The sequence below is a fragment of the Shimazuella kribbensis DSM 45090 genome (genome assembly GCF_000428065.1).
Lineage (GTDB): Bacteria > Bacillota > Bacilli > Thermoactinomycetales > Thermoactinomycetaceae > Shimazuella > Shimazuella kribbensis.
In genome coordinates this window covers 20,094-45,476 of sequence record NZ_ATZF01000002.1, presented here as the reverse complement: position 1 = coordinate 45,476, position 25,383 = coordinate 20,094, and the positions used below count along the sequence as shown (strand labels likewise).

28 protein-coding genes are annotated in these 25,383 nt (G+C 37.2%); 23 read left to right on the top strand and 5 right to left on the bottom strand.

Going from position 1 to position 25,383, the window contains the following annotated elements:
• Window positions 1–12 precede the first annotated feature (12 nt).
• The 3 genes from hisC to aroA are packed head-to-tail and all read left to right on the top strand — an operon-like array spanning window position 13 to window position 3,516.
• The gene (hisC, locus tag A3GQ_RS0103615; RefSeq protein ID WP_156877565.1) at window positions 13–1,119 is read left to right on the top strand and encodes a histidinol-phosphate transaminase; all 1,107 of its coding nucleotides are present in this window, start codon (window positions 13–15) and stop codon (window positions 1,117–1,119) included.
• Entirely contained in the window at window positions 1,116–2,252 is a 1,137-nt protein-coding gene (locus A3GQ_RS23300) for a prephenate dehydrogenase (RefSeq protein WP_051271170.1), read from the top strand. The genes hisC and A3GQ_RS23300 overlap by 4 nt, the downstream gene beginning before the upstream one ends.
• Entirely contained in the window at window positions 2,233–3,516 is a 1,284-nt protein-coding gene (gene aroA, locus A3GQ_RS0103605) for a 3-phosphoshikimate 1-carboxyvinyltransferase (protein WP_051271168.1), read from the top strand. The genes A3GQ_RS23300 and aroA overlap by 20 nt, the downstream gene beginning before the upstream one ends.
• Window positions 3,517–3,562: 46 nt before the next feature.
• On the opposite strand, the gene A3GQ_RS0103600 is transcribed toward aroA, so the two are convergent.
• Both A3GQ_RS0103600 and A3GQ_RS0103595 read right to left on the bottom strand, forming a co-directional pair.
• Window positions 3,563–5,194, bottom strand: a complete 1,632-nt coding sequence (locus A3GQ_RS0103600) for a M20/M25/M40 family metallo-hydrolase (protein ID WP_028775891.1) — start codon at window positions 5,192–5,194, stop codon at window positions 3,563–3,565.
• Window positions 5,195–5,253: 59 nt separating this feature from the next.
• Complete coding sequence (locus A3GQ_RS0103595) at window positions 5,254–5,994, bottom strand: IclR family transcriptional regulator (RefSeq protein WP_028775890.1); 741 nt, start codon at window positions 5,992–5,994, stop codon at window positions 5,254–5,256.
• Window positions 5,995–6,475: 481 nt separating this feature from the next.
• On the opposite strand from A3GQ_RS0103595, the gene A3GQ_RS0103590 reads away from it, so the two are divergent.
• From A3GQ_RS0103590 to A3GQ_RS0103555, 8 genes are all read left to right on the top strand, one after another.
• Window positions 6,476–7,600, top strand: coding sequence for a hypothetical protein (locus A3GQ_RS0103590; protein WP_028775889.1), 1,125 nt, complete (start codon window positions 6,476–6,478; stop codon window positions 7,598–7,600).
• Window positions 7,601–7,655: 55 nt separating this feature from the next.
• Window positions 7,656–8,204 carry a ReoY family proteolytic degradation factor gene (locus A3GQ_RS0103585; RefSeq protein WP_051271167.1) on the top strand — a complete coding sequence of 183 codons (549 nt, stop codon included), beginning with the start codon at window positions 7,656–7,658 and terminating at the stop codon, window positions 8,202–8,204.
• Between the two features lie 55 nt (window positions 8,205–8,259).
• Complete coding sequence (locus tag A3GQ_RS0103580; RefSeq protein WP_028775887.1) at window positions 8,260–8,682, top strand: DUF2487 family protein; 423 nt, start codon at window positions 8,260–8,262, stop codon at window positions 8,680–8,682.
• 173 nt (window positions 8,683–8,855) lie between these two features.
• The gene (locus A3GQ_RS0103575; protein ID WP_028775886.1) at window positions 8,856–9,347 is read left to right on the top strand and encodes a QcrA and Rieske domain-containing protein; all 492 of its coding nucleotides are present in this window, start codon (window positions 8,856–8,858) and stop codon (window positions 9,345–9,347) included.
• Between the two features lie 30 nt (window positions 9,348–9,377).
• Window positions 9,378–10,049 (top strand): menaquinol-cytochrome c reductase cytochrome b subunit, encoded by a 672-nt coding sequence (gene qcrB / locus A3GQ_RS0103570; protein ID WP_028775885.1) that lies wholly within the window; start codon window positions 9,378–9,380, stop codon window positions 10,047–10,049.
• 24 nt (window positions 10,050–10,073) lie between these two features.
• A complete protein-coding gene (locus tag A3GQ_RS0103565) occupies window positions 10,074–10,868 on the top strand; it encodes a menaquinol-cytochrome c reductase cytochrome b/c subunit (protein WP_028775884.1) in 795 nt (264 codons plus the stop codon).
• 93 nt (window positions 10,869–10,961) lie between these two features.
• On the top strand, window positions 10,962–11,582 hold the full coding sequence (locus A3GQ_RS0103560) for a DUF1405 domain-containing protein (RefSeq protein ID WP_028775883.1): 621 nt from the start codon (window positions 10,962–10,964) through the stop codon (window positions 11,580–11,582).
• A 49-nt stretch (window positions 11,583–11,631) separates the two neighbouring features.
• Window positions 11,632–12,402 carry a sporulation protein YpjB gene (locus tag A3GQ_RS0103555; protein WP_028775882.1) on the top strand — a complete coding sequence of 257 codons (771 nt, stop codon included), beginning with the start codon at window positions 11,632–11,634 and terminating at the stop codon, window positions 12,400–12,402.
• Window positions 12,403–12,436: 34 nt separating this feature from the next.
• On the opposite strand, the gene A3GQ_RS0103550 is transcribed toward A3GQ_RS0103555, so the two are convergent.
• A complete protein-coding gene (locus tag A3GQ_RS0103550) occupies window positions 12,437–13,288 on the bottom strand; it encodes a YitT family protein (protein WP_028775881.1) in 852 nt (283 codons plus the stop codon).
• A gap of 134 nt (window positions 13,289–13,422) precedes the next feature.
• Here A3GQ_RS0103550 and A3GQ_RS0103545 point away from each other — a divergent pair, with 134 nt between their 5' ends.
• From A3GQ_RS0103545 to panD, 9 genes are all read left to right on the top strand, one after another.
• Window positions 13,423–13,746, top strand: a complete 324-nt coding sequence (locus A3GQ_RS0103545) for a nucleotide pyrophosphohydrolase (protein WP_028775880.1) — start codon at window positions 13,423–13,425, stop codon at window positions 13,744–13,746.
• Between the two features lie 15 nt (window positions 13,747–13,761).
• Entirely contained in the window at window positions 13,762–14,538 is a 777-nt protein-coding gene (dapB, locus tag A3GQ_RS0103540) for a 4-hydroxy-tetrahydrodipicolinate reductase (protein WP_028775879.1), read from the top strand.
• A gap of 10 nt (window positions 14,539–14,548) precedes the next feature.
• A complete protein-coding gene (gene bshB1, locus A3GQ_RS0103535; RefSeq protein WP_037463927.1) occupies window positions 14,549–15,247 on the top strand; it encodes a bacillithiol biosynthesis deacetylase BshB1 in 699 nt (232 codons plus the stop codon).
• A gap of 12 nt (window positions 15,248–15,259) precedes the next feature.
• Window positions 15,260–16,381, top strand: a complete 1,122-nt coding sequence (gene bshA / locus A3GQ_RS0103530; RefSeq protein WP_028775877.1) for an N-acetyl-alpha-D-glucosaminyl L-malate synthase BshA — start codon at window positions 15,260–15,262, stop codon at window positions 16,379–16,381.
• Window position 16,382: 1 nt separating this feature from the next.
• On the top strand, window positions 16,383–17,627 hold the full coding sequence (locus A3GQ_RS23295; protein ID WP_051271165.1) for a CCA tRNA nucleotidyltransferase: 1,245 nt from the start codon (window positions 16,383–16,385) through the stop codon (window positions 17,625–17,627).
• Window positions 17,605–18,579: a biotin--[acetyl-CoA-carboxylase] ligase gene (locus A3GQ_RS0103520; RefSeq protein ID WP_028775876.1), complete on the top strand. Its 975-nt coding sequence runs from the start codon at window positions 17,605–17,607 to the stop codon at window positions 18,577–18,579. The genes A3GQ_RS23295 and A3GQ_RS0103520 overlap by 23 nt, the downstream gene beginning before the upstream one ends.
• A gap of 719 nt (window positions 18,580–19,298) precedes the next feature.
• Complete coding sequence (panB, locus tag A3GQ_RS0103515; protein ID WP_028775875.1) at window positions 19,299–20,150, top strand: 3-methyl-2-oxobutanoate hydroxymethyltransferase; 852 nt, start codon at window positions 19,299–19,301, stop codon at window positions 20,148–20,150.
• A complete protein-coding gene (panC, locus tag A3GQ_RS23290) occupies window positions 20,137–21,051 on the top strand; it encodes a pantoate--beta-alanine ligase (RefSeq protein ID WP_051271164.1) in 915 nt (304 codons plus the stop codon). The genes panB and panC overlap by 14 nt, the downstream gene beginning before the upstream one ends.
• Window positions 20,996–21,379 carry an aspartate 1-decarboxylase gene (gene panD, locus A3GQ_RS0103505; RefSeq protein ID WP_028775874.1) on the top strand — a complete coding sequence of 128 codons (384 nt, stop codon included), beginning with the start codon at window positions 20,996–20,998 and terminating at the stop codon, window positions 21,377–21,379. The genes panC and panD overlap by 56 nt, the downstream gene beginning before the upstream one ends.
• A gap of 478 nt (window positions 21,380–21,857) precedes the next feature.
• Here the strand turns inward: panD and A3GQ_RS0103500 are convergent, their stop codons facing one another.
• On the bottom strand, window positions 21,858–22,595 hold the full coding sequence (locus A3GQ_RS0103500) for an SDR family oxidoreductase (protein ID WP_028775873.1): 738 nt from the start codon (window positions 22,593–22,595) through the stop codon (window positions 21,858–21,860).
• Window positions 22,596–22,961, bottom strand: coding sequence for a MerR family transcriptional regulator (locus A3GQ_RS0103495; protein ID WP_028775872.1), 366 nt, complete (start codon window positions 22,959–22,961; stop codon window positions 22,596–22,598).
• A gap of 293 nt (window positions 22,962–23,254) precedes the next feature.
• Between A3GQ_RS0103495 and A3GQ_RS0103490 the strand changes: the two genes are divergently transcribed.
• From A3GQ_RS0103490 to A3GQ_RS0103480, 3 genes are all read left to right on the top strand, one after another.
• Window positions 23,255–23,695, top strand: coding sequence for a MarR family winged helix-turn-helix transcriptional regulator (locus A3GQ_RS0103490; protein WP_028775871.1), 441 nt, complete (start codon window positions 23,255–23,257; stop codon window positions 23,693–23,695).
• A gap of 111 nt (window positions 23,696–23,806) precedes the next feature.
• Window positions 23,807–24,757, top strand: a complete 951-nt coding sequence (locus A3GQ_RS0103485; RefSeq protein WP_028775870.1) for a ring-cleaving dioxygenase — start codon at window positions 23,807–23,809, stop codon at window positions 24,755–24,757.
• Entirely contained in the window at window positions 24,754–25,359 is a 606-nt protein-coding gene (locus A3GQ_RS0103480; protein WP_028775869.1) for an alpha/beta hydrolase, read from the top strand. The genes A3GQ_RS0103485 and A3GQ_RS0103480 overlap by 4 nt, the downstream gene beginning before the upstream one ends.
• Window positions 25,360–25,383: the final 24 nt, after the last annotated feature.

The following is a 25,383-nucleotide window of genomic DNA, read 5'->3' as shown; positions in this document are numbered from 1 at the left end:
GGATTAATCATGATATCAGCCAAAAAATCGATACAAGGCTTACCTATATATCAACCAGGGAAATCATTAGAAGAAGTGAAGAGAGAACTTGGATTGGAAAAAGTAATCAAGCTAGCATCCAATGAAAATCCTTTTGGTTGTTCACCAAAGGTATGGGAAGCTCTGACACAAATCAAAGAACAATTTCATCTTTACCCAGAAGATGATGCTCCTATGCTTCGGAAACAATTGGCTGAATCGTTGGAAGTAGATGAACGTAGATTGGTGTTTGGAAATGGTTCAGATGAAGTAATTCAAATGATAGCACGTGCCTATTTAGAATCAGGAATAGAGTCAGTCATGGCCACCCCTACTTTTCCAAGATATGGGACTGCAACCCGGATTGAAGGAGCTGTACCAGTAGAAGTTCCGCTAAAAGACGGGAAACATGATCTAGATGCAATGTTAGCAGCTGTTACAGAGAAAACCAGATTGGTTTGGATATGTAATCCTAACAACCCTTCTGGTACTTTCGTTGATCATGATGCACTGAACTCTTTTATTGATCAATTACCAGAACATGTCTTGGTTGTAATCGATGAAGCATATTTCGAATATGTTACAGATGATTCATACCCTGATTCATTATCGTTATTGGACTACAACCCTAGAATTATTGTATTGCGTACCTTTTCAAAAATATATGGACTTGCTTCTTTTCGTGCGGGATATGGTATAGCACATCCCGAAGTGATTCAACAACTATCTCGTGTTCGTGAACCTTTTAACTTAAATCGCTTGGCGCAAGCAGCTACTCTTGCAGCTTTAAAAGATGAGACTTTTGTTGTCTACTGCCGAAATCAAAATAGATTAGGTATGAAACAAGTGATGGAACAGTTAGATGAATGGAATATCGATTACTACCCATCCCAAGCTAATTTTTTACTAATTGATACAGGTTACGATGGGGATGAGGCATTTTCGTATCTGCTGAAACAGGGAGTTATTGTAAGATCTGGAAAAGCTTTAGGTTTTCCGACCTATTTACGTGTAACAATTGGTAAAAAAGAAGAAAATGAAGCTTTCCTTATTGGATTGAATAGTTATTTACAGGAGAAAAAAAGTAGGGTTGTCACATGAGAAAGAGAGTTGCGATTCTTGGTGTTGGCCTGATTGGGGGTTCTCTTGCTTTATCTTTCAAAGAAAGAACAAACTACCAAGTGATCGGTTTTGACACCTATTCCGATACAATTGAAAAAGCAATTCGACTAGGGGTAGTAGATGAAGGTTATACCAAACTCTCACAAGCTGTACATCATGCCGACTTTATATTTATTGCTGTGCCAGTAGGTCAGATCGGAATTTATATCAGGCAGTTAGCTGGTCTTCAGCTCAAAAAGGGTGTAATAATCAGTGATGTAGGAAGTACCAAAGCTGAAATTTCGAACTATGGAAAAATGTTAACGGAACAAGGTTATACCTTCATTGGCGGACATCCCATGGCTGGTTCACATCGATCTGGTGTTCAAGCTGCCCATTCTTTATTGTTTGAGAACGCCTATTATGTACTGACTCCAGAACCGGATACATCTTTAGCTGATGTGGAGGGATTAAGCCAAATATTGAAACAAGCCACACACGCGCAACTGGTCATTATGGATCCAGAATATCATGATATGGTAGTAGGTGCTATCAGTCATTTGCCGCATGTGATAGCTACTGGATTAGTTGCTCAAGTAGGTAATTATAATGATGCCAATGGATGGTTCCATCGGTTGGCTGCTGGTGGATTCCGCGATTTGACACGTATTGCAGCTAGTCATCCTGTCATGTGGAGAGATATATTACTTAGCAATAGAGATAAACTGTTACCTCTTTTAGATGATTGGATTAAACAAATGTCCGATTTTCAACAAGCCATTGATAGAGGAGACGCAGAGTGGATTGAAACGATCTTTGCTCGTTCCCGTGATTTACGGCAAGGTTTACCAGATAAAAAGCGTGGTCTATTAGCTCCTATATATGAATGTTATATAAATATTCCTGATGAGCCGGGACTTATCGGTCAGATAGCCACTTTGCTTGGAGAACATAAGGTGAACCTAAGCAATATTAGCATCATGGAGAATCGAGAAGAAGTTCATGGTATCCTTCGTCTAACCTTTCGTAAATTACAAGATTATGAGCGTGCTATTCCGATTTTAGAAATAGCAGGTTATACCACTTATACGGAAAATACCAAGGAGGATCACCATGTCCACATTAATAAGTAACCGAATTGAGCCATTTCGAAAGACAATTACGGTTCCGGGTGATAAATCTATTTCCCATCGCGCCATAATGTTTGGTTCTCTAGCAAAAGGAATCACAATGATCGAAGGTTTTCTTCCCGGTGCGGATTGTTTATCTACTATCGCTTGCTTTAAAAAGCTAGGGATACAAGTAGAGCAGACTTCACCGACTAGTGTAAGAGTAAAAGGAGAGTCCATTAAAGGTTTAAAGGCACCAAATACTGTATTGGACGTAGGAAATTCTGGTACTACGATACGTTTGATGATGGGAATTTTAGCAGGTACTTCGTTCACAAGCACATTGGAGGGAGATGCATCTATTGGAAAAAGACCAATGGATCGTGTCGTTAACCCTCTTCGTCTTATGGGAGCGAAGATATCAGGTAGGGAAGATGGGAAATTTACACCTCTTACGATTGAAGGAAGCTCTCTAAAGGGGATTACATATGAGAGTCCTGTTTCCAGTGCTCAAGTAAAGTCTGCTATTCTTTTGGCCGGTTTATCAGCCGAGGGGAAAACTACAGTTCTAGAGCCTGCTCTTTCTCGTGATCATACAGAAAGAATGCTAGGTGCTTTTGGAGTAGACGTAGAGCGGTTAACAAATGGAGCATCTATCTCAGGAGGCCAACACCTTACAGCCACAAGAATTACTGTGCCAGGTGACATTTCCTCTGCCGCTTTTTTCTTAGCAGCCTCCTTAATGGTCCCTGGCAGTATTTTATCGATTGAAAATGTTGGCTTAAATCCAACTCGTACTGGTATTATCGATGTATTTAAGGCGATGGGTGCTGAAATAAAGGTAACAAATCTACGAGAATCATCAGGAGAACCAATCGGAACCATTACCATCACATGTAACGAATTAAAAGGAGTGGAGATTGGTGGAGATCTCATTCCTCGTCTGATCGATGAAATTCCGATCATCGCTGTTGTAGCGACGCAAGCGAAAGGCAAGACGATCATCCGTGATGCAGCAGAGCTTAAAGTGAAAGAAACAAATCGTATTACTACTACTGCGAACGAGCTCCGCAAGCTAGGTGCCCAAGTTGTGGAAACTGAGGATGGTCTTATTATCGATGGTCCCACTCCACTTCGAGGTGGGGTTTGCGACAGTCATGGCGATCATCGAATAGGGATGGCGATGGCGATTGCAGGTCTTGCTACGGATGAGCCTGTAACGATTAACAATGCTGAAGCAATTCAAGTATCTTTTCCTGGATTCTATGATTTATTGAAGCAATTGTAAAAAAAAGAAAAACACCCTCTATACTCAAAAGGGTGTTTTTCTTTTTTTATTCTCTATTTTCGAGTAGCTTATGAATACAGGTAGGCAAAAGATCATACAACGTTTCAAACGTATAGGTGATATCAAGGCGTTCGGTCCGTTGATGAGCATCTTTGCCGACAGAACCTAAATTAATGACAGGAACATCAAATTCTTCTAATTCTTTTAAGGGGACAGAGTATCCTTTTTCCCATAAAGGCATGTTTTTCACAAAAGGTTGCAATGATGTAATGGGATACTGTAATCCGACATAACTTAGATCTGAAATGCCTCCGAAATAATTTATTTTTTGCAAGGAGATTTCATGATTTTGTCTGGCATAATCAATCATTTCGGTGGTGACTTGTTTAATCAGTGGGTGATTACGTGAACAGATAGCAGGATAGTAGGGTGGTGCGAAAAATAGTATCATCATTGGTGCTAGTTCTTTGCAAAGTATCGCTAGTTCATCTACTAGTTCGATCGTATATTCACGTTCATCCAGGTGATTTTCTTTTTGTGATAATACTCGCTTTTCGATTTTTTGTACTTGTTCTCTTCCGTATTTCTCGATTGCATAATCTAGTAGATCTTGATAGGTCAAAACACGAACGTTTACGTTTTGTGGTGTATAAGGTTCGTATTGAACATAGTTTTTGGCGTGTTTGGAGTATGTTTCTTCGATGTTTTTGGCAACTGTTTTTGCCGAATCCATTAAGGATTGGACAATACTGTCCATTTGCTTTTCTAATACAAATAAATTAAATAAAGTAACGGCACGATGTGGGATTTGTACCGAGTAATCCTTTTTTAATCCTTTTTGAATTAAATTGGTAGGAGGTGGGGTTGCTTCTCCATCGACTACCTCGCAAAAATCGGTATTCAACTCTAATTCAGAAGATAGTTGTGAAGCCATAAAGTTCGCATTCAGTCCGAGAAATGGTTCGCCAACATGTGTCTCTTGACCATAACATAAAAAACCTGGCAATACTTTTCCGATCGTGCCAGTATAGATGTATTTATTTTGGTCTCCAGGAAAACGTGTAAACATCGATTCGGAATTTAATACAGCTTTATATTTTAATTCATTTTCTTCAGCAAACTCTAATAAAGCAGGAACAGCTTTCCTCATGCCGATCGAATTTACTTCTTCATCAGGAACAGTAAGTAATAGAATATTACCATCAAATGTACCAGATGTAGCTTGCTCAATGATAGACATGTGCATGGCTAATCCGCATTTCATGTCCATAGTTCCTCTTCCGAATAACCATTCACTTGTCTCTAATTCTTGTTGAATATCAGGAGACAACTCATCTTTATGATTGTAATAGAGCTGTGTTAATTGCTTAGCATCGAAAGCGCTTTCTTTCCAAAGTCCATAATCTTCTACATCGACTACATCGAAATGACTTACCAGAATAACTGTATTTTGGACGCTTTCGTTTTTCTTTACAAGTGCCATAAGGAATTCTCGACCATCTCCTGTAGGGCATAACCGAAGGTGTTCAGGATGATGTTGATAGTAAGGTAGAGAGCTTAATTCATTGTGTACATGTTTAGGGAATTTTATTTCTGCTGAGCTACCAGTAACACTAGGGATTTTTACTAAATCACACAGTAAATCTAATAACTGTTCTTTGGTTTGCCATTTACTCATCTTGGATCCTCATTTCATTCCGTATTACGGAAAACTTTTCCGTTATCTGGTGAAAAAAATTAGTTTGCTTTGCCTAGTCGTTTTGAAATTTGTTCTGCTCCATTTTTTACTCGATCAATTAAAAAAGTTATTCGCTCTTCTGTAATGTTGTAATTTAAGATACCAATACTTAGTGCGCCCATTATTTGATTTTGAAATCCGATAATAGGGGAGGCAACAGAGGCGGTACCTTCTGTTTTTTCTCCATAGCTGATAGCATAACCAGATTTAGCAATTTGGGAAAGTTGATCTAAAATTTTTTCCCGTTCTGTTTTATGCACTTGTAATGTTTGTAATATTTCTAGTGTTTTTTCTTTTGGCATATTGGCAAGAATGGTTTTATTCGCAGCACCGATAGATAGGGGTATTCGTTCTCCGAGATTATCGATGATACGAACTTTTAATGGACTATCTATTCGTTCAATAATAATAGAATCCGTTTGATTAGGGATATTTAAATATATGCTTTCTTCTACTTCTAAAGATAGTTGTTCCATAAAAGGTCGTGCCACGACACGAAAATCTAAGTTTTCAAGCATTCCTAAACCAATTTCCATCCATTTATTCCCTATTTTATATTGCTTCGTTTCGGGGATTTGGGTTACAAGTTCATATTGAACCAAGCTACTGAGTAGGCGATGTACAGTGCTCAAAGGTAATTCAGTGTGATCCGCTATTTCTGAAATAGGCCAACACATTTTTTGTTGATCGGAAATCAGAAGTTGGATAATTTTCATCGCTCGGTCAATGGATTGAACCATTGGCATCCCCCTTTAATGGTAGATTCGAAAGATACTTATCTCATTTGTAACATATACTTACATTTGAAATCAATATAACTTTAAAAAATGAATTAGGAAATTTTTTTTAAGAAGATGGATATTATTCCGTTTCTATTTTTCGTTCTTGTAATTTAAAGGATAAATGAGATTTTCATCAGGTGGGATATCGGATATTTGATAATATTATTTTTTTATATTTGGAAATATATTATACTGAGGAATGTGTAGTCTGTTCACGATGAATTTTAAAAAAATAAAAATACAAGGGAATTTTGGGAAAGTAGCTTGATTTTTTCAAATTATCCACTTATACTATCTTTACAGTATGGTTTCTCTCTATTCCTTTCCATAATACAATTTATGTAACCGTTTTCGGAAGAACGGTTCTTTTTTTGTCTATCTTTCCCCTTTTTCGTCCAAACTGGAACTGTGAAGTTTGGTCCGAAAGGGGAGTTTTCTTTTGCGTATTGCAGAATGGCTGACGTATACAAGCATAGAACAATTGAGGCAACTCAATCGTACTTATCATGGACAAGAACTGGCGACTCACTCAAAGTATGATCTGATTCGTTCCTTGCTACCCAAATTAGGAACCAAAGAAAATTATCAAAAACAACTAAAGGATTTACCAGATATAGAATCGCGTTTTTTACAATTGCTCGTATTTGATACTGCATCTGCTTTTACAATGGAAGAATTACTTGCCAAAGGGAGGGCTGCACTTTGTAAAAAAGAAGGAGTGCCTAGAAACTTTGTTATAAAAGCAATCAAAAGAGGTTGGCTCTTTCAAGGGTATTCTCAGCGTACACACTATTTATATCATGTTCCTTCCGATACGAGAAAACAAGTAATTAACTGCTTCCTAGCTCCGTTTCGTGATTATGTGATGATTCGACCACCTCTTTATTATCGAGATGAAGGCACCGAAGTTGTCCATGATCTAAAGAAATTTTTGGATTTTTTAAGGCAGCAAATTGTCCGAACAACAGATAGTGGGGGTATTTATCGAAATCAATTGCGTCAGATGATGGATACATTTGCAATATCTGAAAATCTCCTAAGTGGAAAAGGCCCTAGATTCGGATTCGGAAGAAGTTACCATTTTTATCCGGATCGATTTTCTTTGCTATACGATTTTGCATTTTATGAGAAATATTTCCAAGAAACTCCAGAAGGATATTTGCGTTTAACAGAACAAAATTTCGGGAATATATTTGATACCGGCAAGGAAGAGTTGATCATTAACCTCTACCGGTTCTGGATAAGGTTGTATAAAAGACCTATTCCTAATTTACCAATTGTATTAAAGTGGGTTGGTTCTCTAGCACATTTGGGGTGGTTTCCAGTTCAAACAATCAAAGAAATTGTTGCTCCTTGGCTCCATCCATTCTATTATGAGTCAGAAGAACTACTTTTTGCACGTATTCTAAAGATGCTGGCTCATTTGGGAGTACTGCGTATAGGAGAAGAGAGCACAGGTGAACAATTTCTGACACTTACCTCTACAGGTGAAAAAATATTTTCTGATGTATCCGTTTTCCAAGAGAAAGTCATTGATGTTGCTTTTATTCATGGTAGGGATTGACCCTATGATTGTCGAATAGATAATTACCGGTGACTATCATTTGGGAGGGTGGGTATTGAGCACCATAACTGTTTCAGAGAAAAAGGAGTTTATTCATTGGTTTTTAGGACATCATGAGCTCCGTAAAAGGGAAGTAGCATGGTTGTTAAGTTACTTATCATCAAAAGACGAATTACTCGCGAGAGTTCATTTTGTAGAACATGTGTCATTATTGCCTAAGTCAATCATTATTTCAACAAAGTGTTCAGATATGCCACCTTTTCAGTTTTCTCGAAAAAAGCGTGTTGGTACAGATGTAGAATCTGTATTTTATGATCTGCAACTTTTCCCGGATGAAGATATATATATTGGGTTGTATTTTCAGGATAGGACAACATGTCCTAAATTTGCCGCCGTATTGGAGGGTAATCCCATGGAAAGACAAGACTTGGTGCAAGACCAGTTGCTCAGTCTGTTTGCGGAGATGCTTCTCGATCAATCGGTACGCAGGTTTCAAAAAAAGCAATTGTACACTAAAATAGATGAATCACTTATGAATCAAGATAAAGCTATGTTTCTAAAACTAAGCAAAGAACTCAAAAAACTGGTTGAAGAGAGCAAATAAGCAAACAAATAAGTAGCTCAGCTATGCTGAGCTACTTATTTTTGGAGGATAACACATGCGTTTATTAGAGCAAAGAGAAACAAATTGGTCTTCACTTGCGCCATACTTAGACACAATATGTTTACCTATTTATCAGTATCAAATGAATCAAAAAGAGTTAAAATTAGAAGAAGCTAGCTTGATTGAGTACATAACAGAAGAATTGGAGAAAAGATTAATAGGGAGGATGTTATTATTACCAGCCTGTAGTTTCATTGGACAAGATGAAAAGCTAATCACCCATACTATTTTAAGTATGGATAAAGGATTGGTACATAGTGGATTTCATTATCGCTTCTTGGTAATACTAGAACAGACATGTGAGATAGGAAATATAGATTCTTCCTTTCATGTTTTACAAGTAAAAAAAGATGTCGATAAAGACATAGAATTAGAGCGATTATATGAAAAAATACTAACCGTTTGGCAATCTGTTTAAACAGAGAGGATTTTCATTTTTTCGTTTTTGAAAACATCCTATCGGATTCCTTGACTTTTGTTTTACCGTTTCGCTATCATGGATATGTCCTAGTAAAGTATTTCATGTCCTAATAATGTAAGGTTCCAGTCCGTTGGACGGTGATGTTGTTATAGAGGGAGGTCGGATGTGTCGTGAGCAAGAAAATTTCCCGTCGGCAGTTTTTGACGTATACATTAGGTAGTACGGCGGGTTTCCTAGGTGCTGGAATGCTGTTCCCTATGGTTCGTTTTGCTGTTGACCCTGCTCTTAAGAAGGGTGGCGGTGGTAATTTTATAGATGTAAATTTACCACTTTCAGAAGTAACAGATAAACCAAAATCAGTTCAGTTTAAAGTGCACAAAAAAGACGGTTGGTACTCTTTTGATGAAGTATTGACTGCATGGGTTTTACGAGACAAAGGTAAGATCTTAGCACTTTCCCCTGTCTGTAAACACCTTGGATGTACAGTATCTTGGGAATCGAACCCTCAATTTCCTAATACTTTTTTCTGTCCTTGTCACTTTGGGCGTTATACCAAAGATGGTACGAATGTACCAGGTACACCCCCAGCGAAACCGCTTGATCATTACGAAACAAAAGAAGCAAATGGTAAGTTGTTGATTGGTCCTTTGATGAAGACATAATGTTTTTTTCCGATTGGAGGTGACGTGCTTATGTTACGCGCCATATACGACTGGGTGGACGAACGATTAGATATTACGCCTCTTTGGCGTGATGTTGCAGATCATGAGGTTCCAGAGCATGTGAATCCAGCCCATCATTTTTCGGCGTTTATTTATTGTTTTGGAGGACTTACCTTTTTTGTAGTAGTTATTCAAATTTTGTCGGGAATGTTTCTTGCCATGTATTATGTTCCTGATATTATCAATGCACATGCCAGTGTGAAATTTTTGCAAAATGAAGTAGCAATGGGTGCGATAGTCAGGGGTATGCACCACTGGGGAGCAAGCGTTGCCATTGTGATGTTATTTTTACACACACTTCGAGTCTTTTTCACAGGTTCGTATAAACATCCTCGTGAATTCAACTGGGTCGTAGGCATGTTAATCTTTTTTGTTATGTTAGGCCTTGGCTTTACAGGTTACTTATTGCCTTGGGATAACAAAGCTTACTTCGCGACAAAAGTAGGGGTAGAGATCGCTGCATCGGTACCGTATCTTGGCCCATATATTGCTACGTTCTTGCAAGGTGGAGACATTGTAGGTGCACAAACGATTGCTCGTTTCTTTGCTCTTCATGTATTTTTCTTCCCTGCGGCACTTCTTGCACTACTTGGAGCACACTTCATACTTATTCGTCGTCAAGGTATTTCCGGACCACTATAAACTTTGCGGGAGGAGGGAATCCACTTGGCACATAATCAAGATGGAAACCATAAAGAACAAGTCCACTATGTTGGAGACTCTCGCGTACGTGCTAACCGGAAGAAGATGTATCCGCCGGACTATACGGAGTTTCCAAGTAAATCGGAAGCATTTTTTCCCGATTTTCTATTGAAAGAGTGGATGGTTGCAGCTGTTTTTTTAGTTGGATTTATGACATTGGTCATGGCAGAAGAACCGCCACTGGGTGATATTGCTGATCCAACAAACACCGGATTTTTACCAGTTCCAGACTGGTATTTCCTATTCATGTATCAGCTTCTAAAGTACAAGTGGGCTTCTGGGCCATTTGTAATTGTGGGAACACTTATATTACCAGGTATTCTGTTTACTTCTCTGATACTGGCTCCTTGGTTGGATAGAAGTAAAGAACGTCGCCCATCCAAACGTCCAGTAACAATTGGTTTGATGCTTGTTTCTCTTGTTTCTTGTATTGCGCTTACATGGGCTGCAGAAGCAGAGCACGTAACACAATTAGAGTCCTCTGTTGGTAGTCCAACTGTGGATAAAAAGGTAGTAGATGCTAATTCGGAAGGGCAAAAGCTTTATTCTGAAAATGCATGTATACGTTGTCACGGTGATCAATTGCAAGGGAAGAATGGGCCTCCTCTTTTGGGGGTAGGTAATCGCCGGACTGCCGAGCAACTTCATACTTACATTAATGAGGGTAAAGGTGGCGTAATGCCAGCTGGTATGTTTCAAGGAACACCTCAACAACAACAAATCTTGGTGGATTGGCTGATGAAACAAAAACAAAAATAAAGTTATTGTTTTTACCACACAAGATATAGTTGTACTCTTGTAATTACAAAAACCCCGGATATCCGGGGTTTCTTTCTATAGAGGAGACATAGTATGCATGCACTACATCTATTTTTAAGCTGGAGAAAACAGCAATGGTTTTTAGCTATTTTATTTGTTGTTAATCTTATAGGTTCTATATATGGGTATTACTGGTATGGAAATCAGTTGGAGCAAACAAAATGGGAGCTACTAATTTTTGTACCTGATAGCCCAACTGCTAGTTTATTTTTCACGGGTGTCCTGCTTCTCTACCTTTTCAAGAAAAAAAGTGCATTGTTAGAAGCATTCGCAGCTATTACTTTATTTAAATATGGAATATGGGCAGTGGTGATGATTTTATGGGGAGCAATGCTATCACCGGATGGTTTTATTCCTTCTCTCACGTGGGAACATTACATGCTGATGTTTTCTCATTTAGGAATGGCTATACAAGCACTTATTTACGCACCGATATTTTCTTTTCGTTATCGAGAAATAGTCTTAGTTTCCTTATGGACTTTACTAAATGATGCACTTGATTATGGTTTGGATATACATCCTTGGCTCACTTCAGATTTGGAAGTATATGATCACCTAGTCGGGTGGTTTACCTTGTTACTCAGTTTCACTTCGATTTTTTTATTTTCCATATTTATAGAAAAAAGAAGATCAGAAACGACTTCTAATCTATAGACATAGAAGCATAAAGTTGTACCAATAAGACTTGAAAAAGGTGATCTTATTGGTACGAATATTTTGTATAGTAATACTTAGTCTTTTCTTTTATCCGAATATGGTAGATGCTGAACAAGCGTTTATGATATCGGATTCTAAACAGTGGACCTCTTCAGCTACACGCATTGTCAAAGAAGTAGATGCGGGAAGATATGTAGAAGCAAGACAAGAATTAGATGAATTAGCAAAGCAGTTCTCGCGTTCTAATTTTGCGGAAAAAGAGCTGAGTGTACAGGCTATTCAAGCGCTTTCCACTTGTATTATCGATTTGGAAGGGAGACTAAATCGTATTACTCCCAATCCAAACGAATTAAATTTTTATGCGAAGCGACTGCTCATTACGTTTGATGCTACAAGACATTCTAATCAGCCTATGTGGCAATCTTATTATCTTGTTTTAAAGCGCCAATTAGATAAAATGTTAGTGGATAGTACACAGAACAAAGATATAAGAGAAGAGTTGAATATTTTACATAATCACTATGTCATCTTACGCCCAGCTCTAGTAGTGACCAAAAGTCCAATCACTGTACAAAAAGTGGATTCGTTGTTTTTGTTTCTAGAAAGAGATTCCAATAAAGATCATCAGCAAGTAGCACTAGGCCAATTGAAGAAGTTGTTATTCCCTTTGTTTTATGGATCTGAGCAAGATGTACTGGCTGTGACGAATCCAAATGGTAAAGTTCCTATCTCCACTTTTTTATCCATTATTAGTGTGATTATCATTGGTATTTTAACGTTTGTTTCTTGGCGAAAAAGACTTCAATCCGCCATGTGAAGGAAAAGATAGGCGGTATGTAAGCCTATCTTTTTTAAATGGAGGTGCGCTCGAAAGAAAATCCTTCTCCATGAACTTCACGTGCATCATTCACAACTACAAAAGCATGGGGATCAATTCCATGAACAATATTTTTTAATTTAGGCATTTCTCGGAGAGATACTACAACATATAATACTTCTTTTTCATGTCCTGTGTACCCACCAGTACCTTTTAACTTTGTAACACCTCGATCCATTTTTTCTGTTATCAATTCTGCCAATGGTTGCGGAGAATGGGATATAATAAAAGCAGCTTTTGCCGTTTTTCCTCCTTCTACAACATAGTCAATCACTTTTGCTCCAACAAATACAGCTACTAATGTATACATGGCTTTATCCAAACCAATCAAGTAGATGGACACTAAGATGACGGTAAAATCGAACAATAAGAAAGTACGGCCAAGATTCCAGCCGAAATAACGGTCCATCAGTCGTGCGATGATATCTACTCCACCAGATGTACCACCTACTCGAAAAATAATACCAGCTCCTATTCCGACTAAGACACCAGTGAATAAAGCTGCTAATAAGAGGTCATCAGTAGGTTTCTGCCAATTTTTAGTTAATTCCAAGCATGCCGATACGGATGCTATACCTACAACGGTGTACCAAAATGTTTTTTTCCCAAAAACTTTATATCCAATAACCAGTAAGGGAATGTTTAATATAAATATCACTAGCCCAGGGGACCACTTAAAATAGTAAAATAGGATCAAGGCAATTCCGGTGAATCCTCCTTCAGCTAGCTTGTTAGCTAGGGCAAAGCTATTGATACCAAGTGAATAAATAAAACCTCCGACAAAGATAGCCAATAAGTTACGAAGATGAAATAAAAATAGTTGCAATGTGTTCGCCTCTTTCTTCTTATGCTGTGTCGTATTTTATTGTGTCTTATTCTATTATAGGGTTCCCAAAATTCCTTTCAATAGTTGCCGAGATGGAATTAGTGGTCTAACATGGATGGGTAAGGAGGAAACACATGACGAAAAAAACATTAGATGAAATGCAAAAGGAAGTAGATCGATATATAGGTCAGTTTAAAGAAGGTTATTTTCATCCTCTCTCCATGCTTGCAAGGATGACAGAGGAAGTGGGTGAACTTGCAAGAGAAGTAAACCATCAGTATGGTGAAAAACCTAAAAAAGCTACAGAAGATAAAAATACGATCGAACAAGAACTTGGAGATTTGTTATTTATTATCTCATGTTTTGCTAATTCGTTGGGGATTAGCCTTGAATCTGCATTTGAACAAGTAATGGAAAAATATAATACACGTGATAAAGACAGATGGACCAGAAAATAGAAGGAGATATACATCATGACGATTCGCATCATCGTGGCAGGAGCATCTGGGAAAATGGGTCAAGAAGTTGTAAAGCTAATTGAACGTACCGAACATTTTCAGCTCGTAGGTGCTGTCTCTCGTACATATGCTGACCAAGAAATAAACGGAGCAAAGTATTATGCTTCATTGAAAGAAGCACTGGAAGCAAATCAAACGGATGTAGTAGTAGATTTTACCAATCCGGAAATGATTAGGAAACATTTACAGATTTGTTGTGCATTTCGTGTAAGCCCTGTGGTAGGAACAACCGGGCTCACAGAAGAGGAATTGAATCATTTAAGAATGGAATTCAAACAAGCTAATTTAGGGGGGATTATTGCTCCTAATTTTGCTGTTGGTGCCATTCTTATGATGCGTTTTGCTGCTCAAGCAGCTAAATATTTACCACATGTCGAAATTATTGAATCTCATCATGATCGCAAATTGGATGCTCCTTCTGGTACGGCGTTAAAGACAGCAGAATTAATTACCGAAAGTCGCAAACAACTCAAACAAGGTCATCCAAGTGAAATGGAAATGTGGGAAGGTGCTAGAGGAGCAGAATATCATGGATTTCGAATTCATAGTGTACGATTACCGGGTTTAGTTGCTCACCAAGAAGTTTTGTTTGGAGGGACAGGACAGCTTCTTACTATTCGACATGACTCTTTAAATCGAGAATCTTTTATGCCAGGAGTACAATTAGCTGTAGAGAAGGTACTTGAATTAAATGAGTTGATTTATGGTCTAGAAAATATTATGGAAGTATAGGAGTAATATCATGAACAAAGTGGATATTTTAGCTTTTGGAGCACATCCAGATGATGTGGAATTGGGTGCAGGTGGAATACTAGCAAAACACGTAAGGGCTGGTTTTAAGACTGCTATTTGTGATCTTACTTATGCAGAATTATCTTCAAATGGAACAGTAGAAAATCGGCAAATAGAGGCAGAGCGAGCAGGGGAAGCATTGGGTTTGACAGCAAGGTATTGCCTTGGTTTTCCCGATAGAGGCCTAAGTGGGACCAAAGAACAAATTTTGTTAATCACACAGATTATTAGACAATTGAAACCAAAAATAATTTTCACACCCTATTTTCGGGATCGTCATCCAGATCATGTGGCATGTAATCGATTAGTAAATGAAGCAATATTTGATGCTGGAATTAAAAAGATAATTACACCTGGTAACGAAGAGATACATCGTGTTAGCAAAGTATACCATTATTTTATTAATGACCTTGCAGATGCGGATGTTATTGTAGATATAGGGTCGGTTTACCAGCAAAAGATTGCAGCGTTTAATGCGTATCAAAGTCAATTCGGGCGACAAGAGAACAATGCAGTTACTCCTCTAAATAAACCAAACTTTTTTGGCATGATTGAAGGAAGAGATAGACTTTGGGGACAACAAATTGGAGTTACTTACGGGGAAGCATTGGTTAGTGCACGAGCTATTTCATTAAGCTACCTATTGTAAGGAGAATCCATCATGAAAATTGGTTTTACTTGCTATCCCACCCATGGTGGCTCTGGTGTAATCGCAACAGAATTAGGGAAATTACTAGCAGAACGTGGACATGAAATACATTTTATTACGTATGATATGCCTTTTCGTTTAGGTGGCTTCAAACAAAATATATTTTACCATGAGGTAGAAGTAAGCAGATATTCCCTATTTAAATATCCACCTTATGATTTAACTCTGGCAAGCCGTATGGCACAAGTAGCCAAATTATATGAATTGGACTTGTTACATGTTCATTATGCTGTTCCTCATGCAGTTTCTGCATTTTTAGCAAAACAAATGGTAGGAGATCATTTGAAGGTAGTAACAACATTACATGGGACGGATATTACAGTGTTGGGTGAAGACCCAACACTTCACAATATCATCTGTTTTGGTATGAAACAAAGTGATGCTGTAACTGCTGTATCAGAAAGCTTAAAAAAACAGACACAAGAGTTATTCCGTGCAGATCAAGAAATTGAACGAATTTATAATTTTGTTGATCAGCGTACGTATCACCCAAGAAATGTTCGGTATTTGCGAGATAACTATGTGTGTCCAGATGAAAAATTAATTATTCATATTTCTAATTTTCGAGCTGTAAAGAGACCACATGATGTAATAAAGGTTTTTGACAAAATTCAAAAACAAATCCCTGCTAGGCTCTTGCTTGTTGGACAAGGCCCAGAATGGTCTTCTGTTCACGAATTGGTACAATCTCTTCATTTACATGACAAAGTAAATTTTTTGGGGAGACAGGATGATGTTGCTCAATTTATGTCGATAGCTGATCTATTAGTTCTACCATCAGCCAAAGAAAGTTTTGGATTGGTTGCTTTAGAAGCAATGGCTTGTGGAGTTCCAACAGTAGGTGCAAATATTGGAGGTATACCAGAAGTAGTCATTCATGGGGAAACCGGGTATTTAGCTGAGCTAGGTGATGTGGATAATATGGCAAACGATGCGATAAAAATATTAAAGGATGATGCTATGCATCAATTATTTGTTCAAAATGGATTGCATCGGGTTGATCAAGAATTTCGTGCTGATCGTATAGTGGATCAGTATGAAGCATTGTATAAGCGTGTGTTAGGGGAAAAATAAAATGAATGAGCAGTTATATGCTGCAAAAAAGGTTTTAAAAAAGCTTGAAAGAGCTGGTTATGAGGCATATCTAGTAGGAGGATGTGTGCGTGATAAACTTTTAAGAAAAGAACCTGCTGACTATGACATAACAACGAATGCTTTACCTTCAAAAGTGCAAAGTTTATTTTCTCATACTATCCCCACTGGTTTGCAACATGGCACGGTAACGGTTGTTTATAATAAACAAGTTATGGAGGTAACCACTTACCGAATAGAAGGATCTTATGTGGATCATCGACGACCAGATGAAGTCCAGTTTGTATCTCAGTTAAAAGATGATTTGATGCGCAGAGATTTTACTATTAATGCATTGGCGATGGACCATCAAAGTAAAGTATATGATTTTGTCAATGGTCAAAAGGACTTGGAGTTAGGATGGATTCGAACAGTAGGTAAAGCGGAGGAACGATTTGCAGAAGATGCACTTCGAATGCTTCGTGCGTGCCGATTTGCAGCTCAATTGTCTTTTCAAATCGATGCAACGACACTTCAGGCTATTGAAAAATGCAAATCATATGCCAATCATCTTGCAGTCGAAAGAGTAGTTGTGGAATTTAGTAAGATATGGAAAGCAAAACATTCTTCAAAAGGATTGATTCCTTTAGTACAGACTTATCTGGTAAAAGAATTGCCTCCATTTTATAATACAATAAGGGATACCAATATTACAGATCAAGAATGGGGCGTCTTGGACAAATTAAAAAGTTCAGAAGAAAAATGGATTTATTTTTTATATCTTGTTTTTCGCGAAAATGACATAAGCAAACAAGTTTGTTTTGCAAACATTTCGCAAGTAATTCCTAAATTTAAGTTTTCCAATACAGAAAAAGGGGAATTGCTTAATCTTCTTTTTCTGATTTCTACTTGGGATACAGATATTACAATCGAGAGAGGAAAGTTGTTGCTGTTACACTATCATATCGATATGGTACAAAAAGCACAGAGATTGTGGCAGTATATAACTAGGAAACAAAATGTAAGCCTGCCATTTGACAGTTGGTGGAAGCAGATGCCTATCCATCACTTTTCTGAATTAGCGATAAATGGCAATGATCTTCTTCGTGTAACAGGAAAACCTGCTGGTCCTTGGTTAAAAGAAACATTACAATATCTATATCAACAAGTCGCTTTTGGATATATTCAAAATATAAAAGTAGTTTTAGAAAAGGAAGGCGGAAATTATGGGGCAGGCCTTACGTCATAAAATCCTATCCGTCCTACTAGAAGATCGTTCTAATTTTTTGTCCGGGGAAGAAATTAGTAGGAAAGTAGGAGTTAGCAGAGCTGCTATTTGGAAACATATTGAAGAATTACGAAACGAAGGTTATGAAATAGATGCAAAGCCAAGGAAAGGATATCGTTTAATTTATCGGCCAGATCGTGTTGCGACAGAAGAAATAAAGAATGAGCTACAGACCGAAAATTTTGGGCAACATTTACGGTATGAGCCAGTGGCAAAGTCTACACAAATATTAGCACATCAGTGGGCAAGGGCAGGGGCTGAGGAAGGGTCACTTGTCATAGCAGATGAACAACAAGAAGGAAAGGGAAGGTTAGGACGTAACTGGCATTCTCCACCGAGAACCGGAATATGGATGAGTCTTATTTTACGGCCTAACATTCCTATCCAACAAGCTGCCCATCTAACGTTACTTGCATCAGTAGGGGTTTGCCTAGCTATTCGTAGAACGACAAAACTTCCAGTTAAAATCAAATGGCCCAATGATATTCTTATTGAAGGTAAAAAGGTTTGTGGCATTTTAACAGAGTTACGAGGAGATCAGGACAAAATAAACTATGTTATCCTTGGAATAGGTATAAACGTAAATCAGGAACCAGATGATTTTTCTTCAGAGTTAAGTGACATTGCAACTTCTCTTTCCATTGAAGGGAAAACAAAGTATTCAAGGGCAACTCTGATTGCCAATGTAATGAAAGAATTAGAAGACTATTATCAATTGTACTTATACAAGGGATTTGATCCCATTCGGATAAAGTGGGAATCGTTATCTGGTCTCATCGGACAAAAAATAACAGCTCGAACACCACAATCTTTGATTGAAGGTATAGCAGAAAGCTTGAATTCGGATGGATCGCTATTGATTCGAACGAATACAGATAATGTCACTATTTATTCGGCTGATATCAAGATTTAGAGGATAGACAAGTTAGAGGAATCGGTATCATTAGTAAATCAATAAACAGTGGTAACATAGAAAATCCGTTAAACTTGATCAAGTTTAACGGATTTTTGATATCCATATCTTATACTATGCTAGCGCTCTTGATACACAATTTGATCCGTTAAACTAAAGATCTACAAATGGAAAGGTAACATTGATATGGGCAAGCAAATATCTCGTTTTTAAAAGGAAAAGCGGTATCCATAGATCGAAGCTCTCATCATGAGCGGGTCGTCTTATTTTAAAAAAGTCTATCAAACCCCAAAATATTGATTCTGTTTAAATATTCATAAACAATAATTTTATAACATCAAAGCAGTATTCGCTCAGTGCATGAATTCAGTTGATAAAAGTACCTTTTTTGGAAGTTATGCATCTTATTATTATATAGAATATTTTATAAAAAAAAGGTAATGACTTATAAAATGATAAATTTAACCAATATAATAAGAAATTCCTATTGTTTTTTTGTGTTATTTTGGCTACTCTATCCATAGAGCAGGGTGATTGCATCCAATAATGGAGCGATACACAACATGCATTTACTGATTTCATCTGTTGATTTGTATCTACAGATTTTTTTGTTGTCAGTATGTATCGGCTAACTGCACCAGCCAGCTCTCACCTTATGAAGGAAGAGCTTTTTTTATTTCCTTTAGGGTATAATCATTTGCCTTAGGAGGGTATAACGGATGGGTGTAACTAGAAAAACATTAGAAAAAAAGGTATCGCAAGGTGAAAAAATTGCGATGGTGACTGCTTATGATTATCCAACAGCAAAATTAGCAGAAGAAGCTGGAGCTGAGATATTGTTAGTTGGAGATTCACTTGGCATGGTTATATTGGGTTATGAATCTACGATTCCAGTTACATTAGAGGATATGTTACATCATACGAAAGCAGTAACACGTGGTGCCAAGCAGTCCATGGTTGTAGCTGACCTACCTTTTTTAATTGCTCATCTTTCGACTGTGGAAGCATTAAAAGCAGCTGGTAAATTAATGCAAGAAGGATTAGCATATGGAGTGAAATTAGAAGGCGGAGATGCAATTCTAGATAAAATAAAAGCATTAACGGAAGCGGGAATTCCAGTGATGGGGCACCTTGGTCTGACTCCGCAATCAGTGAATCAATTAGGTGGATATGTCATTCAAGGAAGAGAAGAACCAGCAGTAAAAAAATTATTGATGGAAGCAAAGGCAGTAGAAGAAGCAGGAGCATTTGCATTAGTATTGGAATGTGTACCAGAAGAGTTAGCGAAAGAGATTACAGATATTCTTTCTATCCCAGTTATTGGTATTGGAGCAGGGAGAAATACAGATGGCCAAGTATTAGTCCTGCATGATCTTCTGGGAATGGGTGGAGATTGGTCTCCATCATTTGTCAAGCGTTTTGCTTCCGTGGGAAATACGATGCTAGTTGGTCTCCAACAGTATGTACAAGAAGTGAAAGGGCAAACATTTCCTAGTGAAGAACATGTGATCCATTTAAAAGAGGAAGTTAAATTAGCGCTATATGGGGGAAGAGTGGATGGAATTAGTTGAAACGGTACAAGAGTTAAATCATGTTTTACGCAATCATCGTAACAGCATTATTGGCTTTGTCCCTACAATGGGTTATTTACATGAAGGACATTTAAGCCTAGTAAAAAAAGCAAAAAAAGAATGTGACTTTGTAGTGATGTCAATTTTTGTGAACCCACTCCAATTTGGACCCAATGAAGACTTAGAACGATATCCAAGAGATTTGGAACGTGATTTCGATTTAGCAAGACAAGCTGGGGTACATGTATTATATCATCCAAGTATAAAAGAAATGTATCCGAATGAACCATTGGTCACAACAACAGTCTCAGAAAGTATCTCCAAAGTTTTGTGTGGCAAGTATCGTGAAAGTCACTTTGATGGAGTAGCAACGGTGGTTGCTAAATTATTTAACCAAATCAAACCAAATCGAGCATATTTTGGGCAAAAAGATGCACAACAACTAGCGATAATGGCTCAACTGGCAAAAGATCTATCTTTTCAAATAGCCGTTGTCCCCTGTGAGACAGTGAGAGAAGAAGATGGTCTTGCTCTTAGTTCTCGGAATGTATATTTGTTGGAAGAAGAGAGAAAACAAGCCGTAATTCTTTCTCAAACTTTAAGCGAAGTAAAGTCTGGTTTGATAGCTAGAAAATGGCAAACTCCCGATGAAATAAATAATTTTGTAAGAGACAGAATATCTACAAAACCATTAGCCAAACTACAATACATAGAAACACTTTCTTATCCAGATCTACAATCGACAACTAGTTTGTATGACAAACAAATTCTTGTAGCCCTTGCTGTATTTTTTGGCAAAACTAGATTAATCGATAACATTTTATTCTCAGCAGAAGGGGAAAGTCATGTTTCGAACAATGATGAAATCCAAATTACATCGGGCAACCGTTACAGAAGCTAATTTGAATTATGTGGGTAGTATTACGATTGACGGTGATTTAATGGATGCAGTAGATTTGTTACCAAATGAAAAAGTGCAAATTGTTAACAATAATAATGGAGCACGCTTTGAAACGTATGTGATTCAAGGGGAAAGAGGTAGTGGTGTAATCTGCCTTAATGGTGCAGCTGCTAGGCTTGTCCATCCTGGAGATAATGTGATAATTATTGGATATGCTATGATGAACGATGAGGAAGTAAAAACGTATCAACCTAAGGTAGCGATTTTAGATGAGAATAATAAAATCAACCAGTTGATAGGTAAAGAATTACCAGGAACCGTTTGTTAATGAATAAATCAAAAATAAAACCACTAGAGCATAAAACTCTGGATGGTTTTATTTTTGATTTAAGATAAACAGATATTTATTTGAGGATTTTTTCATTATGATTTAAACGATATGGATACAACCAGACAGTGTTTTTTGTTTTTCTCTCAGGTTAGGATGCATTGCTATGTTTGATTTGTAATCCATATTCATTATGAAATGTAGACCAAGGCAAACATAAAACAAATTAATCCAATCCCAATGAAAATGAAGAAAAGTCTTGTAATAACAAAGTGTCCTCTTTCTATCAGTATAGAGAAAATAAAAGCAAGGAGATTAGTTGGATTAGTATCAATGCTCGTCATTTCTTTAAAATCATGGATACTATCTCAAGCCTAAAAACATGTATTGTCTTACTATTGTTTTGTTAAACGGATATCAGGGATCACTTTTTTAATTACCTGTTTTGCCATATTGTACATCTTTTCATTTTTCTATGTTACCAATTAATCGGCTGTCTGTCTCGGAAGTAACCTCCATTTGGTCCATTTTCATTTAATGTTGCCAACCACACAGCTGTATCTGCTCCTTGTTCAATCGTATTGGGTGCGTCGGATCCTCCCATATCTGTTTGTACACGACCTGGACATACAGCGTTAACTTTGATATTGCTATCCATTACCTCTTGAGCAACTAAACATGTTAGAGCATTGAGCATCGATTTGGAAATTCGATAAGCAGAGGATGATCCATGTAATTGGATTGGTCCTTGACCACTCATTATTTCAAAAGAGGCTAAACCGGATGAAAGATTGACAATTCGTCCATATTTTTGCTTTTTCATCAAAGGAATAACAGCTTGTGTTATTCGAAAAGCACCAAAAAAATTGGTTTCAAAAGTTTCTTTTATTACAGACTCTTCAATTTTTAAAACAGAAACACCCCTGTCAAGAATTACCCCTGCATTATTCACAAGTATATCCAAACATCCAAAGTTATTCGTTATTCTATCTATCGCCTCTTCTATGCTTTTCTTGTTATTTACATCAAGGACTTGTAGATCGATAGAAAGACCTTCTTTTTGCATTTCTTCTACAACTCGTTGTCCTTTTTTTGCATCTCGGCAACCAATTAGAACATGATGATCTTGTAGAGCTAACTGACGAGCTATTTCTTTTCCGATGCCACGATTTCCACCTGTAACCAATGCTATTTTTTGTCTTTTGGAATGATTCACTTATTGTTCTCCTCTTACTTTATTTTTTAAATCTTCGACCACTTCCATAAGCTGCATTTCAGCTTTACGGAGAATGTCGATTTGTTCTCTGATTTCAGTTAGTTTTAATTCGCCTTTGCGGATGCCATTTTGCATACAAGCATCTTTGTTTTTGTTCCAATTGCAGTGGAATAAATCAGCTATCTCATTTGTTTTTAAACCCATCCTTAAATAAAGCTGAATCATCCGAATTTGTTCCACATCTATCTCACTGTATTGACGATAACCATTTTCTAATCGTTGTGGAGTCACAAGTTTTTTTTCTTCGTAGTATCGCAAAGATCGAAGACTTACCCCTGTCTTCTCAGCTAATTCGCTAATTTGCATAATATCACCTCATGAAGATTTTTTATTATAAATTCACTATAAACCATCACATCATGTGAAGGTAAAGGTGAAAAGGAAATTCTTTATAAAAAATTATTCGTTATATGAATGAATATAAAAAGTAGGAAGTACATGGTTAAGGAGGATCTAATTTTTTCTATGCTATACTGATAACAAGATAGATAACCTTCACTAGTAAACTCTTCAAAATAAAAAATGAAATAGCGCTTGACAATTACTTCATATTGTTATATCTTAAATTTAAGATAATTATTCAGAAAGGAGTGGCGCTGATGGCTACAACAAAAAATACATCATTGGAATTGTTTATTGCACTTTCTAGAGCACATCAATGGGTCAATGCACATGCTGATCGAGATATCAAAAAACTAGGATTAAATCGTACTGAATTTGGTGTTTTGGAATTGTTGTATCATAAAGGGCCACAACCTTTACAACGTATTGGAACAAAAGTGCTCATGAGTAGTGGAAATATTACTTATGTAGTGGATAAATTAGAAAAGAAAAACTTAGTTATTCGCAACGCATCTTCAAGTGATCGACGTCTAATATATGCCGAAATCACAAACAAAGGAATAGAGTTTATTGAAGAAGTTTTTCCAAATCATACAAATGTTATTGAACATGCAGTACATGGTTTATCAGATGAAGAAAAAAAGATAGCTAGTAAATTGCTAAAGAAATTAGGATTGTACGCAGAACAGCATTATTAGAAAACAGTGTTGTCATTTGCCTTTTATCTTAAATTTAAGATGTTTAAATATGAAATAATTAATTTGTTGAAGATCAAAGGGGAAAATAGAAAAAAGAAAGAAGTGTTCACAATGAGACAACCAACACAAGGAATACATCATATAACAGCTTTTGTTCAAAATGCACAAAAAACAGTAGATTTTTATGCTGGAGTATTAGGATTAAGATTGGTGAAGAAAACAATAAATTTCGATGCTCCTGAAGTTTACCATCTTTATTTTGGAAATGAAATTGGGAAACCAGGTACCATTATTACTTTTTTTCCTTGGGAGAACTCAAGAAAAGGACGAATCGGCGGAGGCCAAGTAGGTATAACAACATATGTGGTACCACAAAATTCATTGGATTTTTGGCGGAGAAGGCTGGAGCGTTTTCAAGTGAAAACGACGGAACAGGTAAGATTCAAAGAAAAATATCTACAATTTAAAGATCCAGACGGTTTACAACTGGAAATTGTAGAACGGGAGAACGGAGAAAACAGCAACTGGACTTTTGGAGATGTGTCCGTGGATAAAGCGATAAAAGGGTTCGGGGGAGCTGTACTTTATAGCACAAAACCAGAAAAAACAGCACAAACACTGGGAAATGTTATGGGTTTAAAACGAGTCGGTATGGAAGGATCTTTTATCCGCTTTCAAGCGACAGGGGAGATAGGAAATATTATTGATATCGATCAAAGTGTTACCTATGCTGGTTTGGGTGGTGCTGGTACCGTACATCATATAGCATGGAGAGCAAAATCAGATGAAGAACATGTTTTATGGAGAGAGCACGTGGAGCAAAGTGGTTATCATCCTACTACGATTATCGATCGTCAATATTTCCATGCCATCTATTTTCGTGAAGACGGAGAAATTCTCTTTGAAATTGCGACTGATCCTCCTGGTTTTGCAAATGATGAACCAGCAGAGCACCTTGGGGAAAAATTAATGTTGCCAGCTTGGTTTGAACAATACAGAAAAGGTATTGAGGAAGGATTACCCAAAATTGAAGTGAGATCACCAGAGGAGGAAGTCCAATGAAGCATATTTATAACCAAGGATCAGATAAATTATCTCCAGTTCTCCTTCTACTACACGGTACAGGGGGAACAGAGCGAGATTTACTCCCGCTTGCGGAAGTGGTTTCACCAACTTCTTCTGTCCTGAGCGTGCGTGGAAATATATTAGAGAATGGGATGCCTCGTTTTTTTAAAAGATTATCTGAAGGTGTTTTTGATGAAGAAGATCTCATTTTTCGTACAAAGGAATTAGAAGTATTCCTTGATAATGCAGCGAATGAGTATCACTTCGATCGACATAATGTCATCGCTATTGGATATTCCAATGGCGCAAATATTGCTGCTAGTATGCTCTTTCACTCTCAACACACTCTAAAAGCAGCGATTTTGCATCATCCAATGGTACCTCTTCGGAATAAGGAACTCCCTGATTTATCAGGCAAAAAAATTTTTATTGGAGCAGGAACCAATGATCCTATTTGTTCTCCACAGGAAACGAATGAATTAGAAAGAATGCTGGCAAGTGCTGGGGCATCGGTTTCTATTAATTTGGAATCATTTGGTCATCAGTTAACCTCATCGGAAGTAGAGGCAGCAAAAGTTTGGTTTCATAACAATTTTTAAATAAATAAAATATCAAGTGAGTGT